Below are 18,247 nucleotides of genomic sequence, written 5' to 3' on the forward strand. Positions count from 1 at the left end.
ACCAATCATTGTATTATTTCTTTGGCTGGAGGATCCATAAATTTGTTAACAATCACAAAGATTTGATAAAACAATTTGGCACCACAGTGAAAGTTTAAACAGATTCAGGAAAGCAATTGCAGTCCATTCTGAAGCAGTTTTATTTATTTGCGTGCTTATTCAATAATTCGATCCTGGCAAAAATGATAGTCCCGGATTTATACTAGTATCCCAACTAATAGAAATAAACTATTAAAACTATGAGTCATATCTTTTAATTTTTGTCCAAAATTTTGTTTTAGGTTACTCTAAGACAAATATTCAGCACAATGGGTTTTCTAAAACAGGATTAATGGGTTTTGTTTAATACGTTTAATGCTTTTAATATTCCTATTAGACATAATCTGTATATTCTTCAATTGGAATTGAGAATAATATATTGCTATCCATTGAATTCCTTATCCGGTTGGTCGGTCCAATTTGGGGTATAGACTATATAATCGTTGAGCCCTGTATACCGAATAGCGTATTTCAGGATCAGAAATATGTAGTTCCCAGATTTTTTCTGTAGCGGGTTCTTTAGTCACCTCCAATATCCTTGCCCACTGGTGACCTCCGAAGTCTGTCATCAGATTGCCATCCTCGTCTTTAAAGCGCCCACCATCTGTAATAAGGACATTGCCGGTAGTAGGCATATAATCCGCATCACTGATAAAGGGTGATATAAAACGTTCCTTTTCCGGTCCGTAAGACCATATTTCTTCAACGGTCCCTGCAGCTTCATCCACCCGTAATTCCAGTGCCCGACTAAAACGCTCTTCATCCGGCATTGGCGGATTTGGAGGTATAAAGCGTGCTCCGCCATTGTCATACATAAGAATTGTACCCTGTGGGGTCATTTCTACTCCATGCTGGTGGCACGGCCAGGTTAAATTGCCTTTCGGCTTCAGGAGTTTGTCGGACCAGGGTTTCTCCCAACCGGTAGGATCCCCAAGGATCCATAATAAGTTGCCGGTTTTCATATCAATTTTGTAAATCGCACATTGGAAATTGGATGAGACAAGAACGGCATCTTCCTCTTCTATGTAATAAATGGCATTACTGTGGGTAATATCATAGGGAAGCGGATCGTAACGATCTTTATAAATATCGTAGTAATGGCCTCCTCTTAAAGATCCATCACCCAGGCGCCGGGGATCAAGAATATCTACGAGAGACCATTCACGAATCGTACTGCCATTGGGTGCAAACTCTATGATGACATCTCCTGCAACATCCGCAGTTCGTTTTTTATTTGAAGGTGGATACTCCACCGGAAAATCTTTTAGTGAACGTACTTCCAGACCCAGCCCGAGAAAATTTCCGGATGCCAGTTCCAGGACATCGTGATGAAACATATCTGTATCCACTGCTATGCTTGCTTCCGTTACAGGTTTTGTAACTGCACCGGCGGAATGCCATTCCTGAATGGTATTACCAAGCATATCTATTTCAAAAACACGTCCGTCTTCCACGCCTCCAAGCATTAGGTTGCCGTTGTGTTTTCTCCTGACTTCATCTACCCAGTAATCTGTTTTTAAATACCAAACCACCTCACCCGTATCATCCACCGCTATGGCATAGCCCCATTCAGAATCATCATCAAATGGTTCTTTCCAGCGAAATACAGTAAACATAGTTATACCCGGCTCCATTTCTCCGGTTTTTTGCTGCACCAGTTCAAGGGCAGGAAAATCATCCGGGAGAGGAGGGGTTGTAATTGAAAGAGAATCCAGGACAAGTTCCCTGCCCTTTTCATCCCGAAGTATTGCTGTGACCTGATGGGTTTTATCCGGATTCAGCCCTAACACCAGCAATTCATGATTTGTTTTAAAGGTAGAATCGGGTTGAATGGTATCTGCTCTCGTTCCATCATCAATAATTAATGTGGTACTTACCGGACGGTCGGCAGTAAAGGTGAGTATCCCTGCTAAGGGTGCATTTTTATTAGGATTAGGCAGCAGTTGAACATTTGTTGCAACCGGCGGGCCGGCACAACTTATAAGAGTTAACATAACAAAAGATGCCATAAGAACAAATCTGGAAGTCATATAAGAAAAAGTTTTAGAAATGGTTAAAGTGTATGTTGTAATGGATAAGGATATTTATTTCAATTTGAATAGTTTAGTGATTCTACAACGCCTTTTTCAAGCCCTCTATCAGCTGATTAATTTCGTCCATACTGGTGTAATGCATAAAGGAAATTCGCAACACCCCGGGTTGTCTGGGTATATCCATATCCATTAATGGGCGAACGGCATAAAAATCCCCCATACCCAACATCAATTGCTGCGCTGTTAAATCCTCATATACCTTTTTAAGGCTTTTATTTAAAGGGATAATAGAAACAATGGGAGCCCTGTCTTCGGCACCGTCAGAACCAATTATTCTTACATCATCCCGGGACCTTAAAAAATCAAGTAAGCGCTCTAAAAGGGCTTTTTCATGTTCCCGGAATAATTTATTCAATGCACTATTTCTTTGAGCCGGTGTTGCTTCCTCATCAAAATGATGTTCATAAACTGCGTCAAAATAGTCTATGATTCCGCAAGCCGATCCAATTTGAGCATGGTCCGGTCCTGCAGGGGTTAACATACTCCTGGTGATACCCTCCTTGAAAAAATGCGATTGGTTTTCCATCTTTCCCATTAAATCCCGGTGTACATACATCAACCCTAAATGAGGACCAAATGTTTTGTACAATGAAAAAAGATAAATATCTGCTCCCAGTTCCCTTAAATCAGGAAAACCATGTGGTGCATAACCCACGCCATCAACAACGGAGAGTGCTCCTTTTTCATGGGCTCTTCTGCTGATTTCTTTTACCGGATTAATATCGCCGATTACATTGGAACAATGCGGATATGCCACCATCCTCGTTCGGCTGGAAAGCAAAGTATCCAGGTCATCCAGGCTGAGCAATCCGGTATCTGAAGCTACGTGCCACTCAACTACTTTAATTCCTCTATCTCCCAGTCTTCTCCATGCTCCGGCATTAGCTTCATGATCCTGACAGGAAACGATGATTTCGTCACCATCCTGCCACATGGGTCGCATGGCATTTGCCAGTACATATACATTTTGGGTGGTGGAAGGACCGAAATGAATTTCTGAAGCTTCAACATTAAGGTAATCTGCTATTCTCCTATAAGATTCGTCCATCATTTCTCCTGCTCGCATAGAAGCAGGGTAAGGATAGTACGGTTGCACCTTGTTCTTCATGTAAAAGTCAGTTAACCTTTGAATAAACTGAGCACAGGGATATGATCCTCCAGCATTTTCAAAAAAAGCCCATCCTTGCAGAGATGGTTCTTCAAAAGCGGGAAATTGAGCACGTACAAATTGCAAATCAAGTTTCATAATGAAAAATGTTATTCAATAAATATTTATAACTACTATCGTGGGGATCCTGCAACTGCTGTGCAATCTTGACAACATGGTATCTCTGATAATTAGAAATTTATGGCAAGATTTTTTACTGCAGGTTGCGTGACCAAGGTAATCAATTATCTTTTAAAAAATTTGTTTATAAGGATGTCGTACAAAAAGTAAATTACCTAAAATCCGATAATTTTTTAGGGGAATACCTTACTGCATAAATTTAAATGCAACTAAGCTTATTCAATAATTATATGTAGCTTTAAAAAATACAAGAACCGCTCTCAATTAATACTAATTCTTTTTTAATACAACGAATGGTTTTAAACATAAATAATGAGATACATGACGTATCCGTTGATCCGTATACCCCATTGTTATGGGTCATCCGTGAACAACTTGGATTGACAGGAACAAAATTTGGATGTGGAATAGGACAGTGTGGGGCCTGTACCATACATCTTGATGGTACTCCCATTCGATCTTGTTTAACCCCGGTACAATCAGCTGAGGGTAAAGCAATAACCACCATAGAAGGTATTGCACCCGGCACTACCGAATTGCATGCTGTACAAACGGCCTGGATAGAAGAACAAATTCCCCAATGTGGCTATTGCCAATCGGGTCAAATCATGGCAGCCCATGCTTTATTAGCTACTAACGCGGCTCCAACAGATGAAGATATCGACCAGGCAATGAGCGGCAATATCTGCAGATGTGGGACCTACCCAAGAGTCCGAAAAGGAATTAAGCGTGCGGCCGAATTACTGAAAGCATCATCAAACAAAAAAGATACGGATCATGGGGAAATGGAGTAGAAGAGCATTTATTACAACTGGGGTGCTCACCGGCGGAGCACTGGTCCTTGGCGTTGCTATCAGACCAGGAAACCGGGCAAAAAAGGTAAAAGATTTAATTGCAGGTGAAGGCGAAACGGTGCTGAACATCTGGCTGAAAATTGATAAGGATAATATTATTACTGTAGTTGTACCACATGCAGAAATGGGACAAGGGGTGCATACAACACTGCCTATGATGCTGGCAGATGAAATGGATGCCGATTGGACCAAAGTACGTATGCTCGAAGCTCCGGGTAATAAGGAGTATGCCAATTATGCCCTGGCAAAAGGTTTTATCCTTGGGCCAAAAGATATTCCGTCCATTCTTATGGGTACTGTTGATGGCTTCTTTTTGACAGCTACCAAACAAATAAACCTTCAAATAACAGGCGGTAGCGCATCTGTGCGTTTTACGGGAATGTTCGCCATGAGAGTGGCAGGTGCAGCAGCCAGGGCAGTCTTACTGCAAGCAGCGTCAGAACAGTGGGAAATTCCGGCAGAAGAATTGGTAGTGAAGAACAGTAAAATCTCCCATCCGGAGACTAATAGAACAGCTAAATTTTCAGATCTGGCGGTTAAAGCAGCCAACTTAAAACAGCCGGCCAAGCCATTACTTAAGACATCGAAGGAATTCACTATCATGGGAACCTCACCACAGCGTTTTGACATCCCATCAAAAGTCAATGGAACAGCAAATTTTGGTATTGACATGGTTCTGCCCAATATGAAATATGCAGCCATTAAAGCATCGCCCGTCTTCGGGGCAAAAGTTAAACCCCTTGCCAATGAGGCTATTAAAGATATGGCTGGAGTTCATAAAGTGGTCAATTTAGAAGGTGCTGTTGCCGTTATTGCAGATGGGTATTGGTTGGCCAAGAATGCAATTGACAAATTACCTATAGCATTTGAGAAAAGCGCCAATGATGCTGTTGCGCAATCAGATATTTATGATAGGTATTTGCAGGATATGGATAGCGCTATTTCAGAGGGTAAGGAAGAAAAAGATATCAAAAAAGGGAATATCACGGCAGTTTTTGAAGAAGCCACCAATGTGGTAGAAGCGGAATATCGTGTACCATATCTGGCACATGCCGCTATGGAACCAATGAATTGTACAGCTTTGGTAAATGCGGATGGCTGCGAGATTTGGGTAGGGAGCCAGAATCCTTTGGGATTTGCCAACAGCGTTGCAGAAGCCCTTGGTATTGACCGAAAAGAAGTTATTGTAAACAATCAATTTCTGGGCGGCGGATTTGGACGACGATCCGTTCCGGATGTAGCGGTACAAGCTGCCTTGATTGCCAAAGAAGTGGATTATCCGGTTAAGCTTATCTGGTCTCGTGAAGAAGATATAAGACAGGATCATTACCGAGAGGCTAATGTGAGTCGTTTTAAAGCAGCTTTGGATCCTAAAGGCATGATAACCGCCTGGAACAACCAATTCGTATTTAAAAACGAACCGGAAGAGGCCCCGCACATTCCTTATGCCGTAGACAATCAATACATACATTATACCAATAGTGAAACACATATCCCCTGGGGATTTTGGCGTAGCGTAGACTCTTCTATGCATGCCTTTTTTACAGAATCCTTTATGGACGAATTGGCGTTTAAAGCCAATAAAGATCCCTATCAATTTAGACGTGAGCATCTTACAAATGCACCCCGATATTTGAAAGTATTGGACAAGGCTGCGGAGAAATCCAATTGGGAGGAACCACTTCCGGCTAATTGGGGACGCGGGATATCTCTTCACCAGTCTTTTGGTACTATTGTGGCCCAGGTGACAGAGATAGAATTAATAGAAGACAAGCTAAAGGTACATAGGGTAGTATGTGCGGCGGATCCTGGATTTGCATTTCACCCCGACGGTTTTAAAGCGCAAATGGAAAGTGGAATTATTTTTGGACTAACAGCCGCCCTCTATGGCGAAATAACCATCGAAAACGGCGCGGTGAAACAGAGTAATTTCCATGATTACCAGATGCTGCGCATGGATGAGTCACCTAAAATAGAAACCTATATCATAACCAGCGATAACTTTCCGGGTGGGGCCGGTGAACCGAGTACCCCCGGAATTGCCCCTGCAGTGGTAAATGCGATATTTAATGCATCAGGAATGCGGATAAGGAGCCTTCCTATTAAAAATCACAATTTGGTGACAAAGCCAAAACCCTTAGCCTGACTGGTTTTTGGGATATATTTGGGATAGAATTTCACTATAACCTTACTCCTCAATGGGATAGTTTTAACTCTATGATCTTATACAGGCCTATTGCAGACAGAACGATAATAGCTAACTATAAAATAAAAAGGCAGTTCCTGTTTTAAGAACTGCCTTTTAAACTTTAATTGGATAAATAGGGTTGGGCTTATTTATATATTTTCTCTTCGATGAATTTCTGGCGTTTCAGTAGTATTTTTTGTTCCCGTGCAAGTTTTATTTGCTTCTTTTTGATCTCGGTAAGCTCGGCAAGCAATACTTTTTCTTTGGTTTGGTCTTTATCTATATTATAATCGGGAATATTTTCATCCTGAATACCGGCTTGTGTATAGACATCTAATTCTCCTATCAGATCCTGAATATCACCAAAAGCTTTTTTAGTGTAATACCTTCCCATATCAAAATCTTTAGGGTCTGCAGCTTTTTCCAAATTCTCAATCCCGTTGAGAATAGGGTCTATTGCTTTATCACATCCACAACTTTCAATTAATTTTTTTGCTTTTTCCAAAGCTTCAAGGGCCTTATAAGCATAATACTTCTGATGGTCAAAATTTTTCGCACTCATTGACTTCTTCGTATGGTTTAAGGCATAGGAAGCTGATGAATAAGTGTTGTCACACTCTGCTGATACAAAAAATGAAGTTAAAACAAAGGCAAGGGATAATAGGTATTTAATGTTCATGGTACTAATTTTAAGATTTGGGATGGTAAAGGAGCTAAACTTTGTCCAAACAAAAAAAAAATTGTGGTCAACTGCCACATTTTGTAGTCAAAATACTATTAAATCTATAAAAGTGATGAATTCTTGGTTTAAATATATTTGTACAATTTGCATAAAAATCAGATGATCTACCTATTATGGGGATGAAATTTTCTATACCACTTACATTCAAGGATGTGCCCATTACAAAATATAGACCACAAGAAAACCTAAATAAGTACCAAGTGCATTACCTAAAGTGCCCACAAGGATGGCAGGCAAGATGAGTTCATTTCTATCGAAGGTCTCCGCAAGGGCTATAGCCGTAGTACCGCCACCAATATTAGCCTGGCTTACGATAGATAACATTTCCCAGTCACGGTATAAAAAACTGCCAATTAAAATTAAGATGAGCCCATGCAACAATACAGAAGTAGAGGCAAACAGCAGCAAGGTAAGCCCTACTTCCTTTAGCTCAATAACAGCGCTAATTTCACAGTAGGCCCCAATTACAGCCAGGAATATGTATACCAGGTATAACCCCAAAGGGTGACTTCCTTTTAAACGGTTTACAAAGGGAATTTGTGCCAGGAAGATCCCAATTGTTGAAAGTGTTAATATGGAAGGGACCTTCGGAAATAGTTCAGTTATCATTTCAGAGGCATAATATGCGGTAATGCCCAGAAAGAGCAACCAGATTAGTGAATGAAAATTAAGCTGTTCCTTATCCTGTGCTTTTATAGTTGCGGCTGTTTTCTCTACTCTTTTATCTTTCCAGAATTTTCTAAGGATTGCCGGGATAGACAAAGTGGCTATAATCCACAAGGTTGTAATTACATTGTCTACTGCTATCGTTCCGGCGTAAAGTATGCCACGTTCCTGAAAATCATACTCGAGCGCCACGGCATTAAAGTTGACACTACCTCCTGTATAGGTTCCTGTAAGCATACCCGCTATTATTTTACCATCTTCACCCAGTATATCCTGCGGAGAGATGATATACCATGCCAAAAGAACTCCAATTGTAGTCGCCAGGGACCCAATTAAAAACAAAATGATCATAGGGGCTCCGGCTTTTCTTATCGAACTAAGATTAACTCCCAGCAATAAATAGAAAATAGAAATAGGAGCTATATAGGTGAAAATACCGTCATATAAAGGGATTGAATTAGATGCGGAAGGTATTAACCCCAGATTAGCAATAACGGCCGTAAAAAGTATTACCAACAAAGCGGCCCCAAAATTTTTACCAATCGCCGTTTTTGATGCATACACCGCGGCAATAACCATCAAACATAATACTCCTAAGACATAGATAGGGTTTTCAGTAAAGGTCATAGTCTAAAGATATCAAAATAATAACAGGCTGAATCCCGGGCTTTTCTTGCTCATAACTAATTTGTCAGGTAATTAATTCCTAACCTTTTTCTATTAAAATTTATTCCTTTGGATCGCGATGATTCGGCCATTCAGTTGCAGGAAGCAACCATGCTTTGTTAGGTGTATATAAAAAACCATGTCCAAGTCCAGTATTTATCCGGAGCTGTTCAAATTTGCCGGCATTGGTAGATTTGTCAATCCAGTATTGGTAATTGTCAGGGGCTATGTTATCTGACCTTTCATAAATCCCCAAAATAGTACCATGCAGGTTAAAGTCAAAAGTCTTCCGGGTATAAGGGCTGTCAGATCCCAGAAGAACATAATTAATCTTATGGGGATTCATATCCGAAATGTACATAGCAATCATCCCACCCTTGGAAGCTCCTATTACCGTAATATCTGAAGGGGCTACTCCTTTGGAAATAAGACCGTCTATTTCCTTTGAAATTTTCTTTCCGAATTCAAAAAAGTCTGTTTCCTCAGTACGTACCTCGGCATGAACTTCTGCTCCGGTTGCCTTTAGTGAATCTATAATGGCATTGTATTCATACGGCCCAAATTGATCACTTACCGCATTAATTCCCTGTACCTCTATGATCATTCCATGTAAATAAAATATGTGTTTCATGGGTTCCTGTTTTGGTGAACATGCGACGAGTAAAATAAAAATCGAAATCTTGTAAATGAAATTCATGATTAATCGTAATTGATGCCGGGCAGCTGCACTTTTATCTCACTGGCGAAATTAGTCCATTCCTGGTACAATTCCTGATATTTATCGGGGTATGTACTCTTCAAGTCATACATTTCCCCTAGATCTTCATCAAGGTTATAAAGTTCAAATTCCGATAAGCTAAAAGGATCACTGAAATTAGTGATTTTCCAAGCTCCCTTCCTCAACATAGTATTTCCACTATGCTCTAAAACAAATACATAGCTTTTATTATGTATAGTTTTAGTTTCACCATGAATAAATGGCAAAAATGATTGTCCTTTCATAGGGAACAGCGAATTTCCATTAAGCTCCCGGGGATAGTTTATCTCAGCGAGGTCATAAAGCGTAGGCGCAATATCCATAACCGTAAGAAAGTTATTTGAAATTACATTTTGTTGCTCAACCCCCGGACCCGAAATAATCATAGAGGCTATAATACCGCCATTTGTGGCATATTCCTTATAATACCTGAAGGGCGAAGAACCGGCTTCAGCCCACTGGGGTCCGTAGGAGATCAAGGAATTTGCTTCCCCCATGGTTTCATAGTCATTGTTAAAATAGGGATTGATATAAGGTTTGATATCCGGATTATTATAATAATCTTCACCTGCGGCCCCATTATCCGACATAAAAATAATCAGGGTGTTTTCATACGCTCCGATATCTTTTAAATAATCTACGAGACGGCCAATGTTTACATCAAGATTATCGACCATCCCAGCATAGAGTTCCATTTTTCGAGATTCTCTTTTTTTCTCCTTATCGGAAAGGGATTCCCAAGGCCTTACGGAAGGATGGGTAGGAGGTAAGACAGCATTTTCAGGAATCATCCCTGCCTTTTTAAGGCTTTCTAATCGTTCTTCTTTTAATTTATCATAGCCCTTATCATATTTACCCCGGTACTTTTTCCAGTAAACCTCATCAACCTGCAACGGCCAATGGGGAGAAGTATAGGCGGCATAAGCAAAAAATGGGCGTTTATCTTCTTTGTGCCTATCAATAAATGAGATGAGTTTATCAGTATAAAGATCAGTAGAATATTTGCCCTCTGGCCATTCTGCAGGGTCACCATTTTCTGTATAATGCGAAATCGGAATCCCTTTAAACAGACCCTGCTTGTTATAATGGTTTCCAACTCCTTCGAGCAAAACAAACGAATTTTCAAAACCTTTTTGATGCGGATTAAACTCCTTGCCATTACCCAGATGCCATTTACCGGCCATATAGGTATGATAGCCATCATCTCTGAGCAACTGGGGTATCGTAGCTACCCTTTTCGTTAGATAACCCTCGTAGCCAAATACCTGAGTGCTTAATGCCTGCCGGCCAATCCCTGCAATATGGTTGTCATTCCCTGTTAAAAGCATAGCACGTGTTGGTGCACACATGGGTGCCGTGTGAAATCTACTGAAACGAATACCACTCGAGGCCAATCCATCAATATTGGGAGTTGCAATATCCCCGCCATAACACCCCAAATCTGCATATCCCAGGTCATCGGCTACTAATAGCAAGATATTAGGTCTTGTATCTATAGTGGTTTTTTCCTGAGTTCCTGAACAACCATAAAATCCGATGATCACAAATAGGAGAGCAAGAATGGACCTGGTAGTGTTAAGATTAACTATTAATCTGCCTTTTGATAATGGATAAAAATGAGTAAAATTCTTAAAAGGAAGATTAATTTGATTTGTTCGTTTATTGCGATTCATTATTTAAAACACGAGCTTGGTTTTTAAGTACCCTAAGGTAAGGAATTATCATTTAGAGGATAAGGCCTAGAACTATTGAGAAATATCTGCTATTTGCGTGTTTGTCTAATTCGATATTTGACGAGTAATAATATTTATTATTCCTATTGACTGTTCTGGATAATTCAGTACTTTGTAATTCTATAAGGAAAATATGAAAGTATTATTTATTGGAGGTACAGGGAATATTAGCAGTGCTTCCAGCAGATTGGCAGTAGCCAGGGGAATTGAACTTTACCACTTGAACAGGGGGATAAACAAGGTGCGGATTGATGGAATTAAAACCATTCTGGGTGATATAACAAAGCCGGATAGTTTATTGGAACTGGAGAAGCATAATTGGGACGTTGTGGTTAACTGGATTGCTTTCACACCAGAGGATATTGAGCGGGATATCAGTCTCTTTAAGGGAAAAACCAAGCAATATATTTTCATAAGTTCTGCTTCTTGCTACCAAACACCCTTACGGTATCCAATAATAACAGAGTCTACGCCCTTATCCAATGACCTCTGGGATTACTCCGGTCAAAAAATAAAATGTGAGGATAGATTAATGATAGCTTTTAGGGAAGAAGGTTTTCCAATAACCATTGTACGGCCTTCACTTACCTATGACACTGTAATACCCATAGCAATAGGAGGTTTTAAGGAGTATACGACTGCAGATCGCATTCTGAACGGCAAAGAAATCATAATTCATGGAGACGGGACATCATTATGGACCGTAACTCATTCTGAGGATTTTGCCAAAGGGTTTACAGGATTACTTGGTTTATCAACTGCTATAGGTCATGCCTTCCATATTACTTCGGACGAGATATTGAGCTGGAACATGATCTATGAAATCCTTGCGGATAGTTTGGGTTGTAAAGCTAAAATTGTACACATTGCTTCAGATTTTATTTGCAAAATTGAACCCTCGTATACCGGCACCTTGCTGGCTGATAAGGCAGAGAGCGTTATCTTTGATAATAGTAAGATAAAAACTTTCGTGCCGGGATATAAAGCCACGATCCCATTTTCGGAGGGGATCAAAAAAACACTGAAATGGCTGGATGAGAATCCACACAAGAAAGTTGTTAGGGAGGAGGAAAACAGGCGAATTGAAAATGTATTAAAAGCATACCATAAGTTGTGACTCTTTTAATTTAGTGTAGTTTTATACCTCGGATATATAATTAGGATAAAAAATAATATCATGTTTAGAAATTTAATCATCGGACTGATTCTCTTATCAGGAACGCTGGGTTTTGCTCAGAAAGAAATCTATGAACTTCGGGAATATGAATTGAAATTTGGCAAACCCGCACAGGTATTGCATGATTATCTCGAAAAAGCGTTAATCCCTGCCTTAAATAGAAAAGGGATTACCAATATTGGGGCTTTCGAGGAAATTGGAGATGCGATGCCAAAGAAAATATATTTGTTGATCGCATATGAAAATATAGAGGGCTATCAGGAAGTGATTGAATATCTAAAAGAAGATGAAGTATTTAAGAAGGCATCTTCCTCGTATAGCAAAACACCGCAAGAAAGTTTTCCGGTAGAACGTTATGTTACATCGTTGTTCACGGCATTTGACGGGCTGCCTAAATTGGTAAAACCATCCGAAGGATCCATGGTTTTTGAATTGCGGACCTATGAGGCCTATAATGAAGATGCGTATCAACGCAAAGTGAAGATGTTTAATGAAAGTGAATTTACCATTTTTGATGAAGTAGGGCTTCATTCTGTTTTTTTTGGTGAGAAAATTGCCGGTCCGCAAATGCCTTGCCTAACCTATTTACTCGCTTTCAGGGACATGGCAGAACGCGATGCAAACTGGTCAAAATTTGGCCCTCACCCGGAATGGCAAAGAATAGTGAAACTGCCGGAGTATGCCAATACGGTATCAAATATATACAGGGTATTTCTTAGGCCAATATCATATTCTCAATTGTAACCCTACGGGAAAAATCAGAATTTTTATACTGTAATACAAGAGAATAGCTGTAAGTAGTTCCTTTTATTGTCATGAAGCGAATTTAGACCAGCTAAGGCTAATTATGAAGAAGCTAAAAGCTTTTTTAACTCCTTAATCCTTTCTTTTTTAGAAGGTCGCCGGTTTCGTTTTGCAAATTCTGTATGATAGGTATGTGCCTCTAAAAAGCGGATTTGAGTCCTGTTCCATTCAGATTTGTCAGTGATTAGTGAGAGCGATTTAAGTTCTTCATAGAGTTTTTGACTAATTTGTTCGAAATCACTTCTTCCCAGGTAATCGAGGTCTGCATCACAAATAATTTCTTCCAATTTGGTGGATGGGGTCTGTGGGATTTTAGTAGACATAATCAATCCTTTGACGACGGCAATATCCTTTTTAGAAAAGCCATAATATGTCATCATATTTTGAGCAATTGTGGCTCCTCGTTCTTCATGATTTTCATGTGAAACTGTAAAACCGATATCGTGTAAAAGAGCGCCTATTCGCAAAAGCTTTGCCTCATGGCCCGGTATTCCTTCCCTTTTTATATAAGCGTTACAGACTTTTAAAACATCCAGTGTATGCGATACACCATGATAATGAAGATTATCGGCCAGCTTGGTATGTAATACCTCTAAGGCTTTCTTTCTTAGTTTATAATACCCCTTCATTCGAATAATTACAGTTAAGTCCCATGCCTACGATGAAATCCGTAGCAAAACCATGGGTAATAATGAAATATAACAAAACACCTATATTTTTGTTCACGTTATATTAAATTTTCAGTCAATACCGACTTAATTCATGGTAAAGTCCAATTAAAACGTTGAAAAAATACTAAATATTTCATCAATCGCATATTGTTTTAATGTATTCACCTTAAGGCCCTTAACTTATACAAATTTTCCAGGGCATACAAAGGAGGGTAAAATTGGATTCCCTTCGCAACATTTAAAAAAAGTAATTCACCTAAAACCTGATGAGCCATGAATAAGCATGGTCTACTTAGCCTTTTTATGAAATATTAGGATTGAAGATTAAGCTTTGAGTTATCTGTCAAGTTTAAAATTATCAAGGTTGATATCATCCAAACCGATATCATCAAATGGATATTCTAATTGATCCTGAATGTTATAAAGTGATATTAGTATAAACTGCGTAAGTATAACAATGAAATAGGTAATTCCGTGATTGGATTCCAAGCCCACTTCAGAAATAATTGTTGGGGCATAGATTAGAGGGAAGATATAGATGAAAACCAGGCAATACGCCTTAAGGCTTATGGGGGTTCTGTGCGTGTTGATAGCGTGCAGATTTTCAATAGACTCGTGCAGGTCTTTCATAAATCGGAAAGTTCTGTCTTTAAGCCTTTTTGAAATCAGCTGATCATTTGCGACAATAAATTTTAGGACTTTATCAATAATCTCATCCAGATCTTTGGTATTATCATCATTATTTTTGAGGTGTTTCATGTTCTGCTCACTAATATTGATTAAGATTCTTGTCATTTCTTGCTTGTTTGCCTCAGAAAGTTCCTGGTTGGACATTATAAAATAGTGAACCGTTTTTAAGGCACTTCTAAATTTACTCAGGTGCTGAAGGGCTTTTTCGCGTCGCCTAAAAGAACCCCGAATGGTAAAGACCAGTGGAAATATGATGGCAATACTCAGCATGGTAAGATCCACATAGAAATGAATATTAAATCTATACGCCAGGTAAGTGACAATTATTGCAAGAAACAATACAATGATTGTCCTGTAATTTATTATGGTGAGATAGCGTCTGATAGCTTAAAATTTATTATCTTATGAAAGTAAATCTAACTACAATCTAGTGAAAAAACAAGCCATATACCTATTCCTTTTTACTTGTATTTCTATTATTCCATTCACTTTTTCACAGGAGGAAGTGAGCCAGGCAGTAGATAATCAACTCACCCAGCTCTTTCTAAGCGATAATCCAGTGCTTCTAAAATTAAGCTATTCAAACAAAGTTTTGAGGAAAGAGACCAATGATAGTACCTATATAGAAAGTGAAATGGATTATATGGCGCAGGATGAATCCTGGAAGACACTGCCTGTTAAAATTAGGGCCAGGGGAAATTACAGAAGAGAAAATTGTTATTTCCCACCTGTAAAAGTGAAAATTAAAAAATCTGTCTCTAAGGGAACATTGTTTGAAGGTAATAAGAAATTAAAACTGGTACTTCCGTGCGTATTGCAAAAAGATTACAACGATAAAGTCTTAAAGGAATACATAGCCTATAAGTTATATGAAATTGTTTCTCCTTATCATTTTAATGCCAGATTATTGAAGATTGATTTTACCGAAGAAAAAAAACAAAAGGTTAAAACATTTGATTTATTTGGCTTTTTCATAGAGGATATTGATGTTGTAGCCAATAGAAGTAATGCCAAGCAAATTAAAAGGTCTATACATCCGATGGAACAGGAAGATCTGAATTCGGTCAGAAACGATTTTTTCCAATATATGATTGGAAATACAGATTATTCATCGGCGTACAGGCATAACGAAAAACTTCTATTTATTGATGGTGAAATTATTCCCGTACCCTATGATTTTGATATGTCCGGATTAGTAGATGCCAGCTATGCGGTTGTTTCACAAGTACAGGGAGAAGTACTAAGTATAACCGACGTAACACAAAGGTTATATCGCGGCTTTAAACGTAACGAAGCTATATATCAAAAGGTCAGGCAGGAATTTGTGAAAAATAAACCACAAATGCTTGCAGTAATAAGTGATTTGGAATCTAGTTTTTCAGACGCAGACGAATATAATGTAGCCAGACGATTTATTATTGATTTCTTCGATATTTTGGCAAATGACAATTCTTTTCGCAAGAATATTACCAGTGTGGCCAGAACAAAATAATACATGGGACTATTTCATACAGCACATTACTATAGTGGCTTACCCGCATTGTTTTTCAGAATCACATTAAGATAAACCCGGATTTAGTCAAAAAGTTCTATGAGGGGTTCTCCTTCGGAACCACTTGGAAGTGGTATATTAAGAAACATTGACAGACTTGGGGCAATATCAATAACAGATACTTTCCGTACAGATTCACCATTTGGGATAGAATTTCCAAACCACAACATAGGAACATGGGAGTCGTAAGCATAACCCGAACCGTGAGTGGTGCCTTTCATTTGTTGAAAGCTAGCTATTTTAGGATTTAAATTGGGAACATAAGCCGGTTTTAAAATGATCAATACATCTCCCGATCTTTTGGAGTGGTAACCTTTTTGAAGTTTTTGATTTATGCCATGACTGTAACTTTGTGTTTGAAGGTCCGAAGCAGTAAGGGCCGCTGTAATTTCGTCCAGCGTAATTAGATAATCGGCTACTACGCGCTGCACGACACTCAAGGATAATTTTTTTTGTTTAATAAGTTCATGGTTTAAATAAACTGATTCCCCGTCAAAATATTCTATCCAATCACCTGAGCCATATTTTGAATTTAGATGATTTGTAAGATTCACCTGGTATTGCGGTATTTGCGCTATTCCACCGGGCAACTTATTATCTCTTAAATAAGCCGTAACCGGCACCGATCCGTGATCAGAAGTTAAAAAGAGCAAATAATTTTTATTGCCAATAGTTGCATCAAGTGAATTAAGTAAATTCTCAATATCCCTGTCCAACCTCAAAATAACGTCTTCAAATTCGACGGATTGCGGTCCAAATGTGTGCCCGATTATATCAGGCACCGAATAACTGATATTAATAAAATCCGTAACTCCATTACTTCCTAATTTTTCGTTTTTGATGGCTTCTATAGCAAAATCTGTCAATAGCGAATTCCCTGCAGGGGAAACCCAGATCAATTGAAATTCCGCTCCTATTTCCTTATAACGTGCTCTCATACTCTCATAGTCATAGGGAAAAGTAGGACTGGTCTTCCCGCCGATTGCACGCTCGTAATTGTTGTCATCAGCTGCGCTGGCCTCATAGGAATCTATAGGATATAGCGTGGACCAGGAATCTTTTAAATAGGAGTCTGACTTTCCTGATTTGTTAAAATTGGACACCCATTTGGGCAATTCTTCCATATAATAAGAACTGCTTATAAAATACCCCGGACTCGATTTCCAATCGTGCCAATATGCAGCATTTGCCGTGTGACCACCGGGTAAAATGGCTCCCCGGTCTTTTATTGAAACACTAATTACTTTCGACTTAAATTGCGTGACCATTCTCAACTGATCGGTGATGGTAGAGCTAAGTAAATTCCTTGGAGAGGCGCCATAACTGTTAACTTCCTCCGTTCCAACGATAAGTTCGTTTGTGTCCCCAATATTCGTAACCACCTGTTTCGTGCTCCTTTGATACCATGTATTACCAATTATTCCATGAGTAGAAGGGGTTGCTCCGGAATATATTGATGCATGACCGGGTGCGGTATAGGTAGGAATGTAATTATACAGGGTATTTTTAAAATTATAACCTTCCCGAATTAATCGTTTAAATCCGCCATTGGAAAATCTATCCTGGTATTTGTACAGATGATCAGATCTCATTTGATCTACCACAATTCCAACAACCAGCTTGGGCTGATCGGTTTGGCTTATAAGAACGGGTGTAATAAACAAAAACAAGACGGTAATAACGATAATTCTGATCATAATTCTAAAATCTTTTTAATATAAAGTTGGAACCGGATATAAATAATGAATCGGGCCAATCAAAGATAATCAGTAATAATGTTAAATTATATTAATAATTATGGATAAACTTTAAAAAATGGAGAAGTTATTAGGAATTATGATGATCTCTTGCGAGTCTTTCGTCACACAATTTTAGGCCTGAAATGCAGATTTGGTGCATAAGCAGAAATCACGGGTGTAATCTTCAGAAGGCTATAGACCCTGGTAGAAAGAATATATTTTAGGGTTCATACCTTCAACCGCTTTTAGAAATTCTTCAGAAGGATTGCCATAAATTTCAGGATAAAAATCAGCAATTTGCAGGAATTGTCCGATTAGTTCCCCAAGGTTTTCCAAGTGAAGCATAATAGCATTTGAATCTGCATAGGTTTCCCTTATGACACACTCATTTCCCTCTGCATCAAAATACCAATCATACTGTAAAGTGGTATTTTTTTCTTTTTCATTAACGATTTTAAGACACTGATTTGCAATATTTTTAAACTCGTCCTCCTTGCCTTTATGTATAAGAAACCTTGCGGTAAGTTGTATGTTTTCCAAAGTTAAAATGGTTTTGTTACTCTTTTTATTGTAAGACCTTCACAATGA

15 protein-coding genes are annotated in these 18,247 nt (G+C 38.9%); 5 read left to right on the forward strand and 10 right to left on the reverse strand.

Translation table 11 applies throughout. The features are described from left to right. Positions 1–437 precede the first annotated feature (437 nt). Positions 438–2,069 (reverse strand): aryl-sulfate sulfotransferase, encoded by a 1,632-nt coding sequence (locus Q0X77_RS08125; protein WP_297795713.1) that lies wholly within the window; start codon positions 2,067–2,069, stop codon positions 438–440. Between the two features lie 82 nt (positions 2,070–2,151). After that, the gene (locus tag Q0X77_RS08130) at positions 2,152–3,378 is read right to left on the reverse strand and encodes an aminotransferase class V-fold PLP-dependent enzyme (RefSeq protein WP_297795716.1); all 1,227 of its coding nucleotides are present in this window, start codon (positions 3,376–3,378) and stop codon (positions 2,152–2,154) included. Positions 3,379–3,713: 335 nt separating this feature from the next. Here Q0X77_RS08130 and Q0X77_RS08135 point away from each other — a divergent pair, with 335 nt between their 5' ends. Further along, complete coding sequence (locus Q0X77_RS08135; RefSeq protein ID WP_297795719.1) at positions 3,714–4,214, forward strand: (2Fe-2S)-binding protein; 501 nt, start codon at positions 3,714–3,716, stop codon at positions 4,212–4,214. Further along, positions 4,198–6,420, forward strand: coding sequence for a molybdopterin cofactor-binding domain-containing protein (locus Q0X77_RS08140; protein WP_297795722.1), 2,223 nt, complete (start codon positions 4,198–4,200; stop codon positions 6,418–6,420). Before Q0X77_RS08135 ends, Q0X77_RS08140 begins: the two co-directional genes overlap by 17 nt. A gap of 187 nt (positions 6,421–6,607) precedes the next feature. Here the strand turns inward: Q0X77_RS08140 and Q0X77_RS08145 are convergent, their stop codons facing one another. From Q0X77_RS08145 to Q0X77_RS08160, 4 genes are all read right to left on the reverse strand, one after another. Beyond that, a complete protein-coding gene (locus Q0X77_RS08145) occupies positions 6,608–7,141 on the reverse strand; it encodes a hypothetical protein (RefSeq protein ID WP_297795725.1) in 534 nt (177 codons plus the stop codon). 222 nt (positions 7,142–7,363) lie between these two features. Next, entirely contained in the window at positions 7,364–8,497 is a 1,134-nt protein-coding gene (locus Q0X77_RS08150) for a DUF819 family protein (protein WP_297795728.1), read from the reverse strand. Between the two features lie 100 nt (positions 8,498–8,597). Beyond that, the gene (locus Q0X77_RS08155; protein WP_297795731.1) at positions 8,598–9,167 is read right to left on the reverse strand and encodes a hypothetical protein; all 570 of its coding nucleotides are present in this window, start codon (positions 9,165–9,167) and stop codon (positions 8,598–8,600) included. A gap of 68 nt (positions 9,168–9,235) precedes the next feature. Then, complete coding sequence (locus Q0X77_RS08160; protein ID WP_297795734.1) at positions 9,236–10,966, reverse strand: arylsulfatase; 1,731 nt, start codon at positions 10,964–10,966, stop codon at positions 9,236–9,238. 193 nt (positions 10,967–11,159) lie between these two features. Between Q0X77_RS08160 and Q0X77_RS08165 the strand changes: the two genes are divergently transcribed. Then, positions 11,160–12,143 (forward strand): NAD-dependent epimerase/dehydratase family protein, encoded by a 984-nt coding sequence (locus tag Q0X77_RS08165; RefSeq protein ID WP_297795737.1) that lies wholly within the window; start codon positions 11,160–11,162, stop codon positions 12,141–12,143. Between the two features lie 60 nt (positions 12,144–12,203). Beyond that, positions 12,204–12,947 carry an NIPSNAP family protein gene (locus Q0X77_RS08170; RefSeq protein ID WP_297795740.1) on the forward strand — a complete coding sequence of 248 codons (744 nt, stop codon included), beginning with the start codon at positions 12,204–12,206 and terminating at the stop codon, positions 12,945–12,947. A 101-nt stretch (positions 12,948–13,048) separates the two neighbouring features. Here Q0X77_RS08170 and Q0X77_RS08175 read toward each other — a convergent pair whose 3' ends face one another. After that, on the reverse strand, positions 13,049–13,636 hold the full coding sequence (locus Q0X77_RS08175; protein ID WP_297795742.1) for an HD domain-containing protein: 588 nt from the start codon (positions 13,634–13,636) through the stop codon (positions 13,049–13,051). A 378-nt stretch (positions 13,637–14,014) separates the two neighbouring features. Next, positions 14,015–14,707, reverse strand: coding sequence for a hypothetical protein (locus Q0X77_RS08180; protein ID WP_297795744.1), 693 nt, complete (start codon positions 14,705–14,707; stop codon positions 14,015–14,017). A gap of 91 nt (positions 14,708–14,798) precedes the next feature. Between Q0X77_RS08180 and Q0X77_RS08185 the strand changes: the two genes are divergently transcribed. Continuing rightward, entirely contained in the window at positions 14,799–15,860 is a 1,062-nt protein-coding gene (locus Q0X77_RS08185; protein ID WP_297795748.1) for a hypothetical protein, read from the forward strand. Between the two features lie 83 nt (positions 15,861–15,943). Here the strand turns inward: Q0X77_RS08185 and pafA are convergent, their stop codons facing one another. Beyond that, positions 15,944–17,617 (reverse strand): alkaline phosphatase PafA, encoded by a 1,674-nt coding sequence (gene pafA / locus Q0X77_RS08190; protein WP_297795751.1) that lies wholly within the window; start codon positions 17,615–17,617, stop codon positions 15,944–15,946. A 234-nt stretch (positions 17,618–17,851) separates the two neighbouring features. Next, positions 17,852–18,199 carry a hypothetical protein gene (locus Q0X77_RS08195; RefSeq protein ID WP_297795754.1) on the reverse strand — a complete coding sequence of 116 codons (348 nt, stop codon included), beginning with the start codon at positions 18,197–18,199 and terminating at the stop codon, positions 17,852–17,854. Positions 18,200–18,247 lie beyond the last annotated feature (48 nt).

It is taken from the genome of uncultured Eudoraea sp., assembly GCF_947258925.1.
Taxonomy (GTDB): domain Bacteria; phylum Bacteroidota; class Bacteroidia; order Flavobacteriales; family Flavobacteriaceae; genus Eudoraea.

What these genes read in the sequence shown, in the direction of transcription:
- Q0X77_RS08160 (WP_297795734.1), bottom strand. Translation starts at nt 10,966, where the DNA reads ATGAATCGCAATAAACGAACAAATCAAATTAATCTTCCTTTTAAGAAT.
- Q0X77_RS08165 (WP_297795737.1), top strand. Translation starts at nt 11,160, where the DNA reads ATGAAAGTATTATTTATTGGAGGTACAGGGAATATTAGCAGTGCTTCC.
- Q0X77_RS08130 (WP_297795716.1), bottom strand. Translation starts at nt 3,378, where the DNA reads ATGAAACTTGATTTGCAATTTGTACGTGCTCAATTTCCCGCTTTTGAA.
- Q0X77_RS08145 (WP_297795725.1), bottom strand. Translation starts at nt 7,141, where the DNA reads ATGAACATTAAATACCTATTATCCCTTGCCTTTGTTTTAACTTCATTT.
- Q0X77_RS08135 (WP_297795719.1), top strand. Translation starts at nt 3,714, where the DNA reads ATGGTTTTAAACATAAATAATGAGATACATGACGTATCCGTTGATCCG.
- Q0X77_RS08140 (WP_297795722.1), top strand. Translation starts at nt 4,198, where the DNA reads ATGGGGAAATGGAGTAGAAGAGCATTTATTACAACTGGGGTGCTCACC.
- pafA (WP_297795751.1), bottom strand. Translation starts at nt 17,617, where the DNA reads ATGATCAGAATTATCGTTATTACCGTCTTGTTTTTGTTTATTACACCC.
- Q0X77_RS08150 (WP_297795728.1), bottom strand. Translation starts at nt 8,497, where the DNA reads ATGACCTTTACTGAAAACCCTATCTATGTCTTAGGAGTATTATGTTTG.
- Q0X77_RS08170 (WP_297795740.1), top strand. Translation starts at nt 12,204, where the DNA reads ATGTTTAGAAATTTAATCATCGGACTGATTCTCTTATCAGGAACGCTG.
- Q0X77_RS08155 (WP_297795731.1), bottom strand. Translation starts at nt 9,167, where the DNA reads ATGAAACACATATTTTATTTACATGGAATGATCATAGAGGTACAGGGA.
- Q0X77_RS08125 (WP_297795713.1), bottom strand. Translation starts at nt 2,069, where the DNA reads ATGACTTCCAGATTTGTTCTTATGGCATCTTTTGTTATGTTAACTCTT.
- Q0X77_RS08175 (WP_297795742.1), bottom strand. Translation starts at nt 13,636, where the DNA reads ATGAAGGGGTATTATAAACTAAGAAAGAAAGCCTTAGAGGTATTACAT.